This is a genomic window from Pseudomonas sp. 1176_21, from assembly GCF_052850635.1.
On record NZ_VXCV01000003.1, the window covers coordinates 389,549 to 402,045 of the forward strand.

Genomic DNA, 12,497 nt, shown 5'->3' on the forward strand with positions numbered 1-12,497 from the left:
CTAGGGCTTGACCGGCCATACCTGCGCGTCTGCCGTCAGGTACACGCGCTCACCCGGCTGAGGCTGCACTGCCCAGCCGCCGGTGAAGTCCCCGAAGGCCGGCAGCAGGCCGAGCCGTTCGCCGATCACGAAGCAGGGCAGGCGCAGGCGTTGCCGCGCGCGCCCCCGCAGCACATACACCGGGTGTACGTGGCCGGCCAGCACCAGGTGCGTGGCATGGGGCTCGGGCTCGTGCTGCAAGGCGAACGGCCCCAGCAGCAGCGGGCCGTCCAGCACGTCGATGCGCAGCCCTTCGGGCGGGTCGCCGGCATGCAGGTCGTGGTTGCCGCGTATCAGCGTGATCTTCAGCCGGGCGTGCTCCTCCCGCCATTGCCGCACGCGTTCCAGCGTGGCCGCGGCGCGGCCGGTGCGTGCGTGCAGAAAGTCGCCCAGCACGATCAGCTCTTCGCACGGGTAGCTGGTCAGCAGCCGGTCCAGGCGTTGCAGGGTCGATTGCGTGGTGCCGCGGGGCACGGGCAGGTGCTGGGCGCGAAATGCCGCCGCCTTGCCGATATGCACATCGGCCACCAGCATCACCCTGCGCGCCGGCCAGTACAGCGCCTTGTCCCCCAGCAGCCAGAGCTGCTCGCCGTGTACGTCGATGTTCAGGCAGTGACTCATTCAGCGCTCCCGGCTCGCGGCCTTTTCCAGGTCGGCGACCATGCGGGCGATGCGGTCGGCGAGCTTTTCCGTGCTCAGGGTTTCGCGCATGCCTTCCACCAGCAGCGGAAAGGCCAGCGGGCCCGGGCGCGCAAGCGGCTGCAGATGCAGGCGCAAACCGCCCAGCCGGCTCAGTACCTGCGCCAGCCGGTCGATCTCAAGCTCTGCGTTCAGCACCTCGTCACGGGCCTGGCCCAGCAGCAGGTTGCCCGCGTCGTGCTGGCGGAACACCTCGAAGAACAGGCCGCTGGACGCCTGGATCTGCCGGGTGCTCTTGTGCGAGCCGGGATAGCCGCCGAACACCAGCCCGGAGATCTGCGCGATTTCGCGAAAACGGCGCATGACCATTTCGCCGGCATTCAGGCTGGCCAGCACGTCCTCGAGCAGTTCATCGGGGCTCAGCAGGTCCGGCAGCATGGCCGCCCACGGCACTTCGCCAGGGCACAGCAGTTCCAGGCCATAGTCGTTCACCGCAATCGAGAAACTCGCCGGCTGGCTGCGGCTGTAGCGCCACGCCAGCAGGCTGGCCAGCCCAAGGTGGGTGGTGCGCCCGGCAAATGGATAGAGAAACAGATGGCAGCCCTGACGCGAGGTCCAGGTCTCGGCCAGCAGCATGTCGTGGGTGGGGATCACCGACCAGCGCCGCTGCAGCTCCAGCAATGGCTTGACCGCCTGCATGGCCGGCCCGTGGTAGCGACCGTGCGCGGCGCTGTCGAGCTGCTCGACCACGGCCCTGGCCAGCTCGCTGGAAAGCGGCATGCGCCCGCCGTTCCAGCGTGGTACGGCAGGTTTGCGTGCGGTGCTGCGACGCACATAGGCGGTCATGTTGTCGATGCGCACCAGCTCCAGCGTGCGCCCGGCGAACAGGAAGGCATCGCCCGGGCGCAGGCGGGCAACGAAGGCCTCCTCGACACTGCCCAGGTTGCGCCCGCCGCCTCCCTTGCTCCAGAACTTCAGCTGGATGCTCGCATCGCTGACGATGGTGCCGATGCCCATGCGGTGGCGACGCGCCAGGCGCGCGTTGGCCACCCGCCATACCCCGTCCGGCGCTTCGATGACCCGGTGATAGTCAGGGTAGGCGCCCAGCGAGGCACCGCCGTTGCGCACGAATTCCAGCGCCCATTGCCACTGTTCGTCGCGCAGGTGCCGATAGGCCCAGGTGCTGCGCACTTCCTCGAGCAGTTGCGCGGGGCGAAACCCGGCCCCCAGGGCCATGCTCACCAGGTGCTGCACCAGCACATCCATGCACAGCGCCGGAGAGCGCCTTGCCTCTATCTGACGTGCTGCCACGGCCTCGCGGGCGGCGGCGGCCTCCACCAGCTCCAGGCTGTGGGTTGGCACCAGGGTCACCCGCGAAGGGCGGCCCGGCGCGTGCCCCGAGCGCCCGGCGCGCTGCATCAGACGCGCCACGCCCTTGGCCGAGCCGATCTGCAACACCCGTTCGACGGGCAGAAAATCCACCCCCAGGTCGAGGCTTGAGGTACATACCACTGCCTTGAGCTGGCCCTGTTTCAGGCTCTGCTCGACCCAGTTGCGGGTTTCGCGGGCCAGCGAGGCGTGATGCAGGGCAATGATGCCGGCCCAGTCGGGGCGCGCCTCCAGCAGCGCCTGATACCACAGCTCGGCCTGGGCGCGGGTGTTGGTGAACACCAGGCAACTGCTGCTGCGCGCCACCTCATCGCGCACCTGCGCGAGCATCTTGAGCCCCATGTGCCCGGCCCAGGGGAAGCGCTCGATGGCTTCTGGCAGCAGGGTATCGACCTCGATGCGCTTGTCCTGGCGGCCTTGCACCAGGCAACCGCCCTCGGGCAGCAGCACGTCGCGGGCATGCTCCAGGTTGCCCAGGGTGGCCGAGATGCCCCATACGATCAGGCCCGGGTGCCAGCGGCGCAGGCGCGCCAGGGCCAACTGCAGTTGTACACCGCGCTTGTTGCCGAGCAGCTCGTGCCATTCGTCCACCACCACCAGGCGCAGGCTGGCGAACTCGCTCTGCGCCGCATCGCGGGTCAGCAGCAGGGTCAGGCTTTCGGGGGTGGTGATCAGGGCGCTGGGCAGGCGCCGGCTCTGGCGGGCACGCTCGGCGCTGGAGGTGTCGCCGCTGCGCACGCCCAGGCTCCAGTGAATCTGCAACGCGTCCAGTGGCGCCTGCAAGGCCCGCGCGGTATCGGCGGCCAGGGCGCGCATGGGGGTGATCCACAGCACTTGCAGCGGTGCCGGGTGCTTGGCGCGTGGCGTGTCCTGGGCATGGAGGTGTTGCAGCGCGGCCAGCCACAGGGCGTAGGTTTTGCCGGCGCCGGTGCTGGCATGCAGCAACCCGGATTCGCCGCGGGCGACGGCGGCCCACACGCGCTTCTGAAAGGCGAAGGGCTTCCAGCCACGGGTGGCAAACCAGGGGCCAGCAAGGTCGGACGGTTTACGCATGCCGGGGCCGCTTGTGGGCAGTGGGTGTGTCTTCACAGACCATCAATGCCCGGCATTAGTTTTAGCGGGTGACAATCGTCGGGTTATTTGAGGTTGCCACTCAGGAACTGGCGCAGCCGCTCGCTCCTGGGGTTGCCCAGCACATCGGCCGGTGCGCCCTGTTCCTCCACCAGCCCCTGATGCAGGAACAGCACCTGGCTCGATACCTGCCGTGCAAAGCTCATTTCGTGGGTCACCATGATCATGGTGCGGCCTTCCTCGGCCAGCCCCTGGATCACCCGCAGCACTTCCCCCACCAGCTCCGGGTCCAGCGCCGAAGTCGGCTCGTCGAACAGCATCACCTCCGGCTCCATTGCCAGCGCCCGCGCGATCGCCACCCGCTGCTGCTGGCCACCGGACAGGAACGCCGGGTACTGGTCTGCCACCCGGGGCGCCAGGCCTACCTTGTCCAGGTAGGCACGTGCCCGTTCCTCGGCCTCGTGCCGGCTTACCCCCAGCACCCGGCGCGGCGCCATGCTGATGTTCTCCAGCACGCTCAGGTGGCTCCACAGGTTGAAATGCTGGAACACCATGGCCAGGCGCGTGCGGATACGCTGCAGCTCGTCGGCATCGGCCACGCGCAGGCCGTGGCGGTCGTGCACCATGCGCACCGGCTGGCCGTCCAGGGTCATGCTGCCCTCGTCGGGCTGTTCGAGAAAATTGATGCAGCGCAGAAAGGTGCTCTTGCCCGAGCCACTGGCGCCGATCAGGCTGATCACGTCGCCGGTGCTGGCCTGCAGTGAAACGCCCTTGAGCACATGGTGCTCGCCGTAGCGCTTGTGCAGGCCTTCGATGGTCAGTTTGTACATGCACGGCCCCTCATGGCGATAACAGGTAGCCGCTGCGGTACGGCTGGTTGCCCGCCACATGCGCAATCACCATGCCAGCGGTGGCCATGCGTCGCAGCGAGCGGGCATACAGCAGCCCGGCCTGCTGGTTGTATACCGGGGTCACGCGGTCGCTGAGCGGGTCGATCACCTCGGCGATCAGTTGCCCGGCCTGCACCGGCTGGCCCGGGGTGACATGAAACACCAGCAGGCCGCCCAGCGGCGTGGCCACCGGTTCGACCGCCGCCAGCGGTGTGGCCGGGTAGGGCAGGGGCGGCAAGGGGGCGGCTTCGCCTTCGATGGCACCGAAACGGGTCAGGTAGTTCAGGATCGCCTCGCAGTCGGTGCTGGCCAGCGGGTGGCTCACATCGCCCTGACCGCGCAGCTCCACCGTCACCGAAAAGCTGCCCTGGGGGATGGGGAACTGCTTGGCAAAGCGTTGCTGCAGTTGCCACCACACCAGGGTGAAACACTCATCGAACGACTGCCCGCCCGAATCGGTGGCCAGCAGGCTGGCCTGGGCCCCGAGATAGCGCGACAGCGCCTCGACCCGGGGCCAGGCTTCCGGGGTGGTGTACAGGTGCGCGACGGCCTCGAAGTCGCAGTGCAGGTCCAGCACCATGTCGGCATCGCAGGCCAGGCGTTGCAGTACCAGGCGCTGGGATTGCAGCGGGGTGGCGGCGGGCTGCGCGTCCAGCGCCCGGCGCATGCACTCGCGAATCAGCTCGACGTTGTGCCGCGGGTCCTGGGTCAGGTGCGCCTCGATCTGGTCACCGATGGTGTCGCTCAGGTCGACGAAGTGGCGGTTGAAGTTCTCGCCGCTCTGCAGCTCGAAACGCCCCAGGGGCACGTCCATCAGCACCTGTTCCAGGCCCACCGGGTTGGCGATGGGCACCAGCACGATCTCGTGGCGCAGGCGGCCCTGGCTCTGCAATTCGCCCAGGCGTTGCTTGAGGTGCCAGGCCACCAGCATGCCGGGCAGCTCGTCGGCATGCAGCGAAGCCTGGATATAGACCTTGCCGGCACCGCGCGGGCCGAAGTGGAAGCTGTGGATCTGGCGGCAAATCCCCGGCACCGGGGCCAGGATGTCGTGGGTCTTGTGGTGCATGAACGGTCCTAGTGTGCGGGGCCGAGGAAGGCCAGCCAGCGTCGTTCGGCCAGGCGGAACAGGCCCACCAGTGCGAAGGTCACGCACAGGTAGATGATGGCGGCCGTACCGAACGACTGAAAGGTCAGAAAGGTGGCCGAGTTGGCGTCGCGGGCGACCTTGAGGATGTCCGGCACGGTGGCGGTGAAGGCCACGGTGGTCGAGTGCAGCATCAGGATCACCTCATTGCTGTAGTACGGCAGCGAGCGGCGCAACGCGGACGGCATGATGATATAAGCATAAAGTTTCCAACCGCGCAGGCCGTAGGCCCTGGCCGCTTCGACTTCACCGTGGTGCATGCTGCGGATGGCGCCGGCGAAGATCTCGGTGGTGTAGGCGCAGGTGTTCAGGGCAAAGGCCAGGATGGTGCAGTTCATGGCGTCGCGAAAGAAGCTGTCGAGCAGCGGTTGCCCGCGCACCACCTCCAGGCTGTAGATGCCGGTGTAGCAGATCAGCAGCTGGATATACAGCGGCGTGCCGCGAAACAGGTAGGTGTAGAACTGCACTGGCCAGCGCACCCACAGGCGCCGTGACACCCGTGCGATCGACAGCGGGATCGATACCACGAAGCCGATCAGCAGCGAGGCGCTGAGCAGCCACATCGTCATCGCCAGCCCGGTGATGTGGGTGCCGTCGGTATAGAGGAACGCGCGCCAGTATTCCTGCAGCAGCTCGATCATCGCAGTGCCTCCCGGGTGCCGACGTTGTAGCGCCGTTCGAGCCAGCGCAGGGCCACGTTCGAGGCGCTGGTGATCAGCAGGTAGATGAAGGCCGCCACCACCAGAAAGTAGAACAGCTGGTAGCTGCTCTTGCCGGCATCCTGGGCGGCCTTGACCAGGTCGGCCAGGCCGATGATCGACACCAGCGCGGTGGCCTTGAGCATCACCATCCAGTTGTTGCCGATGCCCGGCAAGGCGAAGCGCATCATCTGCGGGAACACCACGAAGCGAAACCGCTGAAAGCGCTTGAGGCCATAGGCGGTGGCCGCTTCGACCTGGCCGCGCGGCACCGCGAGGATCGCGCCGCGAAAGGTCTCGGTGAAATAGGCACCGTAGATGAAGCCCAGGGTGATGACCCCGGCAGCGAAGGGGTTGATCTCGATGTAGTCCCACTCCATGGCGTCGGTCAGGCTGGTGAGCCCGGTCTGCAGGCTGTAGAAGATCAACAGCATCAGCACCAGGTCGGGCACCCCGCGGATCAGCGTGGTGTAGAGCTGCGCGGGGATGCGTAGCAGCGGCAGCGCGGAGAGCTTGGCGCTGGCGCCGAGCAGGCCCAGGCCGACGCTGACCAGCAGCGACATGAAGGACAGTTGCAGGGTCATCCAGGTGCCTTGCAGCAGCAGCGGGCCGAAGCCCCTGAGGCTGAAGGCGCCAAGGCCCAGGTGTTGCAGGAGGTCGTCAAGCATGGGGCGAGCCTGTGCGGGTGGGACCTTGGGTACGCGGTGAGTCAGCTCTTGCACGCACCGCGAACCCGTGTAGGAGCCGGACTTGCCGGCGAAGAGGCCGGCCCTACTTGCCGCTGTACAGGTTCAGATCACCAAAGTGCTTCTTCTGGATGTCGGCATAGGTGCCATCATCGTGTAACGCTTTGATACCTTTGTTCAGCAGGGCCTTCAGCTCGCTGTTACCTTTCTTAATGCCCACCGCCGTCTTCGACGGCAGCAATTCGCTGTCCACCGGTTGGCTCACTTCGTAGCCCGCGCCTTGTGGCGATTTCAGAAAGCCCAGTTCAGCCTGCAGCATGTCCTGGATCGAGGCGTCCAGGCGTCCCGAAATCAGGTCGGCATACACCTGGTCCTGGTTCTGGTAGGCCTGGGTCTTGACCCCGGCCTTGTCCAGCACGGCCTTGGCATAGGCTTCCTGGATGGTGCCCTGCTCATAGCCGACGGTCTTGCCCTTGAGCGAGGCCGGGTCGGCGCTCATGCCAGCACCTTTTTTGAACACCAGTGCGGTAGGCCCGGAGAACAGCTCGTCAGAGAAGTCGATGACCTTCTCCCGCGCCGGGGTCACCGTCATGGACGAGATCACGCCGTCGAACTTGTTGGCCTTGAGGCCCGGAACCATGCCGTCGAAGTCGCTCTCGACCCACCTGCACTTGACCTTGAGCTCGGCGCAGATCGCGTTGCCCAGGTCGATATCGAAGCCCACCAGGCTGCCGTCGGCGGCCTTGGACTCGAAAGGGGCGTAGGAGGGATCGACGCCGAAGCGCAGTTCCTTGTAGTCCTTGGCCAGGGTGTTGCCCGCAGCCAGGCACAGCGCCAGAGCAGACAGCGTCAGCAGAGCTTTTTTCATGGTGTGGTCCTTCAAGCGCAAGTGATGGGTGGCTGCGCAGCGTTACCGCTGGCCGCTCGACATCAAGCTCACAGCAATTTCCGCACCATAGTCCCAATTGCTGCGTTTCGCTTACCCCAGCAGCGACTGCAACGTGGCCAGGTCGTCCGCTTCGTCCACCGGTTTGTCCAGGCGCCAGCGCAGCATCCGCGGGAAGCGCACCGCAATCCCGCTCTTGTGGCGCTTGGACAGTGCGATGCCTTCGAAGCCGAGTTCGAACACCAGCGTCGGGGTCACGCTGCGTACCGGCCCGAAGGTTTCCACGGTGGTCTTGCGGATGATTGCATCAACCTTGCGCATCTCTTCGTCGCTGAGCCCCGAATACGCCTTGGCAAAGGGCACAAGGCTACGCTGCGGGCTGCCGGCGGGGGCGTCCCACACCGCAAAGGTGTAGTCGCTGTACAGGCTGGCGCGCCGGCCATGTCCGCGCTGGGCATAGATCAGCACCGCGTCCACGCTGAACGGGTCGATTTTCCACTTCCACCACACCCCCATGTCCTTGGTGCGGCCCACCCCGTACAGGGCGTCGCGGGCCTTGAGCATCAGGCCCTCGACCCCCAGGCTGCGCGATGCCTCGCGCTGGGCGGCAAGCTCGGCCCAGGTGTCGCCCTGCAGCACCGGCGACAGGCGCAGCGCCGGGTGCGCAGTGGTCTGAACCAGCGCCTCCAGCTGCGCCCGGCGCTCGGCCTGCGGGCGGCTGCGCCAGTCGGCGCCCTGCCATTCGAGCAGGTCGTAGCCCAACAGCACCACTGGCGCATCGGCCAGGATCTTCTTGCCCAGGGTCTTGCGCCCGATGCGCTGCTGCAGCAGGGCGAAGGGTTGCACGCCGTCGCGCCACACCACGATCTCGCCGTCCACCACGCAGCCATCGGGCAGCACGGCGGCCAGCGCCTGCAGTTCGGGGAAGCGCTCGGTCAGCAGCTCCTCGCCGCGTGACCACACCCACAGCTGGCCCTCGCGCTTGACCACCTGCGCACGGATGCCGTCCCACTTCCATTCCGCCTGCCAGGCCTGGGGCGGGCCAAGCAGGGCGTCGAACTGGTCCACCGGCTGTTGCAGCGCATGGGCCAGAAAGAACGGGTACGGCTGGCCACCGCGCTGGGCATGTTCGTCTTCGGACTCGGCCGCGATCAGCTTGAGGTAGCCCTGGGCCGTGGGGCGATGCGACAGATCGGTGTAGCCCACCAGGCGCTGGGCCACGCGCTTGCTGTCGATGTCGGCCAGTTGCGCCAGGGCGCGGGTGACCAGCAGCTTCGACACGCCGACGCGAAAGCTGCCGGTGACCAGCTTCAGGCACACCAGCAGGCTCTGCCGTTCAAGCTGTGCCCACAGGGGCGGCAGGCGCTGCGCCAGGGTTTCGGGCGGCAGTCCGCGCAGCGGCAGCAGGCAATCCTCGACCCAGTAGGCCAGGCCCGCGTCGCTGCTGTGGGCGGCTTCGGGCAGCAGCAGCGAAAAGGTCTCGGCCAGGTCGCCCACGGCCTGGTAGCTCTCCTCGAACAACCAGTCGGGCAAACCCGACAGGCTGATTGCCAGTTCGCGCAGCAGCCGTGTGGGCACCAGCTGGCGCGGCCGCCCGCCGGCCAGGAAGTACACCGCCCAGGCGGCGTCTGCGGGGCTGGCGCTGGCGAAGTAGCGCACCAGTGCATCGCGCTTGGCGTTGCTCGAGGTGGTGGCGTCGAGCTGGCCGTAGAGTTCGGCGAAGGCCTTCATGCGCTGGCCTCGGTCGGGGCGCCTTCATCCTCGTCACCGTATTCGGTGACGAACGCCTGGGCATCCAGCCCGCGCTCGCACAGGTAGCGCACCAGCACGGCCACCGAGCCGTGGGTCACCATCACCCGCTGCGCCCCGGTCTGTTCGATGGCCCATAGCAGGCCGGGCCAGTCGGCGTGGTCGGAGAGCACGAAGCCGCGGTCCACCCCGCGCCGGCGCCGGGTGCCGCGCAGGCGCATCCAGCCGCTGGCGAAGGCGTCGCTGTAGTCGCCGAAGCGGCGCATCCAGCTGCTGCCGGCCGCCGAGGGCGGGGCCAGGATCAGCGCCTGGCGCATGCGTGGGTCGTGCTTGTCCATCTCGCTGGCATGCAGCGTGGCGGGCAGGGCGACACCCGCTTCGCGGTATACCCGGTTCAGCGGCTCGACCGCGCCATGCACCAGGATCGGCCCCAGGCTCGGGTCCAGGCCATGCAGGATGCGCTGCGCCTTGCCGAACGAATAGCAGAACAGCACGCTGGCCTTGCCCAGTGTGATGTTCTCGCGCCACCACGCATTGATCTGGTCGAAGATCTGCTGCTGGGGCTCCCAGCGGTAGATCGGCAGGCCGAAGGTCGACTCGGTGATGAAGGTGTGGCAGCGCACCGGTTCGAACGGTGCGCAGGTGCCATCGGGTTCGACCTTGTAGTCGCCGGACGCCACCCACACCTCGCCGCGATACTCCAGGCGCACCTGGGCCGAGCCCAGCACATGGCCGGCCGGGTGCAAGCTCAGGGTCACCCCGCCGTGGTCCAGGCGCTGGCCGTAGTCGAGGGTCTGCAGGTTGATGTCGGCGCCCAGGCGGCTGCGCAGGATGCCCGCGCCGGGGCTGGCGGTGAGGTAGTGGCGGTTGCCGTTGCGGGCGTGGTCGCCATGGCCGTGGGTGATCACCGCACGTTCAACGGGGCGCCACGGGTCGATATAGAAATCCCCGGGTGGGCAATACAATCCTTCGGGTCGTGCAATCACCAGGTCCATGCCAAGGCCGCTGCGCTGGGGGTTTAACCTAGGAGCGCGGCCGGGCCGGTGAAGTTCGATCCGAAAGCGTCGCCGGCGTGCTGCCGGCGACGCTGCAGGGGGGCTGCTTCAGTAGCGCGCGTCTACCGGGCGCCCGCCGTTGGGCCAGTCCTTGACCTTGTCGGGGAAGTCCGGGCGTGGTTGGCTGGAGAACCAGGCCGCCACGTCCACCGCGTCCTGGTCGGACAGGCCGCCCTGGCCGAGCGGGAACTTCTCGTGCATGCCGATCGGCATGTTGCGTTTGACGAAGGCGGCCGCGGTGTAGGTGCGCGCCATGCCGGCACCGATGTTGAACGACTGCTCGCCCCACAGCGGCGGGAAGATCCAGGTGCCGTCGGCACGGGTCAGGCCTTCGCCGTCGTTGCCATGGCACACCGCGCACTGCTGGGCATACACCTGCTTGCCGTTGTCCAGGTCGGGCTTGATCGACGGGTCGACCTTGCCTACACCGCGCCCTGGCACCTTGTCCTCGGGCTTGGTGTTGTTCTTCATCCACTCGAAGTACGCCACCATCGCCTGCATGTCGGCCCCTTGCGGTGGCAGCGGCGAGCCGCTCATCGAGCGCCGGAAGCAGCCGTTGATGCGCTCCTCCAGGGTGATCACCTTGCCCGCCCGTGGCGCATAGCCGGGGAAGAAGGCCGATACCCCGACGAACGGCGAACCGTCGGCCACGGTGCCGGCGTTCAGGTGGCAACTGGTGCAGTTGAGCGCGTTGCCGACGTTGTCGGGCAGCAGGTCACGGGTCTGCAGGTGCAGGCGCATGCCGCGCACCACCTCATCGGCATTGCTGGCCGCCAGCAGGTCGGCCAGGCGCGGGGTCTCGAAGGTCGAGGCGTCGCGGTCCTGGGGCTTGAGCTGCTGGCGCAACTTGGCCACCTGCGCTGCGCTGATCGCCGAGCCGTCGTTGCCCCAGCTGCTGCGCACGAACGTGAGGATCTCGGCGATCTCGGTGTCGGTCAGGCGCGAGAACCCGGGCATGGTGTACACCCGCGGGTGGGCGACGGTTTCGGCGGTCTGCCAGCCGGTCAGCGTGATGTGCAGCAGCGAGGTCGGGTTGGCCGAGGCCACGCTGGGGTTGTGCGCCAGTGGCGGGAACATGCCCGCCACGCCGGCGCCGTCCGGGCGGTGGCAGTCGCTGCAGAACTGCGTGTAGCCCAGCCCGCCGCGGGTGGTGAACAGGTTGTCCGGCGCTGGGGCAGGGGTTCGTTCCACCATCGGCATCGGCAGGTCGTCCTTGCCCGGCGGCAACGACTTGAGGTAGCGCGCGATGGCGGTGAGGTCGGCGTCGGTGAAGTGCTGGGTACTGTGGGAGATCACCTCGGCCATGTTGCCCGACACCGTGGCAAAGCGGTTCTGCCCGGTCTTGAGCAACTGCACGGTGTCTTCCACCGTCCACAGGTTGCGCAGGCTCAGGGCGCGCCAGTGCTCCACGGTCTCGCCGGCCAGGAAGTGCTGGCCGGCGCTGCCGGCGTCGTCCATGGCCTTTTCCTGGAAGGCCACGCCGCGCGGGGTATGGCAGGCGCCGCAGTGGCCCAGGCCCTGTACCAGGTAGGCGCCGCGGTTGAGCTCGTCGCTGCGGGCCGGGTCGGCCACGAAGGGCTGCTTGTCGAGAAACACCAGGTTCCACAGCGACAGGCCCCAGCGCTGGCTGAACGGAAACTTCATGTCCGCTTCCAGGTTGGGCTGGTTGACCGGCTTCACGTCCTCCATCAGGTAGGCGTACAGGTCGCGCATGTCGCCTTCGGTCATTTTCGCGTAGGAGGGGTAGGGCATGGCCGGGTACAGGTTGGTGCCGGCCGCGTTCACCCCTTCGCGCATGGCGCGGTCGAACTGCTCGAAGGTGTAGCGGCCGATGCCGGTGACCTTGTCGGGGGTGATGTTGCTGGAGTAGATGGTGCCCATCGGCGTGGTCAGTTCGAGGCCGCCGGCCATCAACTCGCCGCCCTTGGCGGTGTGGCAGGCCACGCAGTCGCCCAGGCGGGCAATGTAGGCGCCGCGTTCGACTGCCGTTGCCGGGGGCGGCTCACTGGCAGAGGCGGGGTACGCAAACAGCAGCGTCGAGCCAAGCATGGCCAGACGCGATACAAGAGAAGCCATCGCAATCGTCCTTTGGATGCGGCCGCAGGTGGTCCTGTAGGCACGTATCCGCAATCGTTTTTATAGGGTCATCAGACAAACCCGGTTATAGCCGATGGACGAGGGTGGCACTTTGATATGGATCAGCGCGGGGCGAGAAGGGGGCTCGCCGCCAGGGCGACGGCGAGCCGAAGGG

At 67.4% G+C, this 12,497-nt stretch carries 10 protein-coding genes; all 10 read right to left on the reverse strand.

Annotation, left to right across the window (positions count from 1 at the left end):
* A complete protein-coding gene (gene pdeM, locus FW760_RS09920; protein WP_102063802.1) occupies window positions 1–660 on the reverse strand; it encodes a ligase-associated DNA damage response endonuclease PdeM in 660 nt (219 codons plus the stop codon).
* Entirely contained in the window at window positions 661–3,120 is a 2,460-nt protein-coding gene (locus FW760_RS09925) for a ligase-associated DNA damage response DEXH box helicase (RefSeq protein WP_446443763.1), read from the reverse strand.
* Between the two features lie 83 nt (window positions 3,121–3,203).
* Window positions 3,204–3,968: an ABC transporter ATP-binding protein gene (locus FW760_RS09930; protein ID WP_054914743.1), complete on the reverse strand. Its 765-nt coding sequence runs from the start codon at window positions 3,966–3,968 to the stop codon at window positions 3,204–3,206.
* A 10-nt stretch (window positions 3,969–3,978) separates the two neighbouring features.
* A complete protein-coding gene (locus FW760_RS09935) occupies window positions 3,979–5,094 on the reverse strand; it encodes a succinylglutamate desuccinylase/aspartoacylase family protein (RefSeq protein ID WP_054914742.1) in 1,116 nt (371 codons plus the stop codon).
* A gap of 8 nt (window positions 5,095–5,102) precedes the next feature.
* On the reverse strand, window positions 5,103–5,813 hold the full coding sequence (locus tag FW760_RS09940) for an ABC transporter permease (protein ID WP_043861955.1): 711 nt from the start codon (window positions 5,811–5,813) through the stop codon (window positions 5,103–5,105).
* A complete protein-coding gene (locus FW760_RS09945; RefSeq protein ID WP_043861954.1) occupies window positions 5,810–6,538 on the reverse strand; it encodes an ABC transporter permease in 729 nt (242 codons plus the stop codon). The genes FW760_RS09940 and FW760_RS09945 overlap by 4 nt, the downstream gene beginning before the upstream one ends.
* Window positions 6,539–6,641: 103 nt before the next feature.
* Window positions 6,642–7,424, reverse strand: a complete 783-nt coding sequence (locus tag FW760_RS09950; RefSeq protein WP_043861953.1) for a transporter substrate-binding domain-containing protein — start codon at window positions 7,422–7,424, stop codon at window positions 6,642–6,644.
* A 111-nt stretch (window positions 7,425–7,535) separates the two neighbouring features.
* Entirely contained in the window at window positions 7,536–9,173 is a 1,638-nt protein-coding gene (locus tag FW760_RS09955; protein ID WP_446443764.1) for an ATP-dependent DNA ligase, read from the reverse strand.
* Complete coding sequence (locus FW760_RS09960; protein ID WP_043861951.1) at window positions 9,170–10,186, reverse strand: ligase-associated DNA damage response exonuclease; 1,017 nt, start codon at window positions 10,184–10,186, stop codon at window positions 9,170–9,172. The genes FW760_RS09955 and FW760_RS09960 overlap by 4 nt, the downstream gene beginning before the upstream one ends.
* Before the next feature lie 108 nt (window positions 10,187–10,294).
* The gene (locus FW760_RS09965; protein WP_446443765.1) at window positions 10,295–12,322 is read right to left on the reverse strand and encodes a c-type cytochrome; all 2,028 of its coding nucleotides are present in this window, start codon (window positions 12,320–12,322) and stop codon (window positions 10,295–10,297) included.
* Window positions 12,323–12,497: the final 175 nt, after the last annotated feature.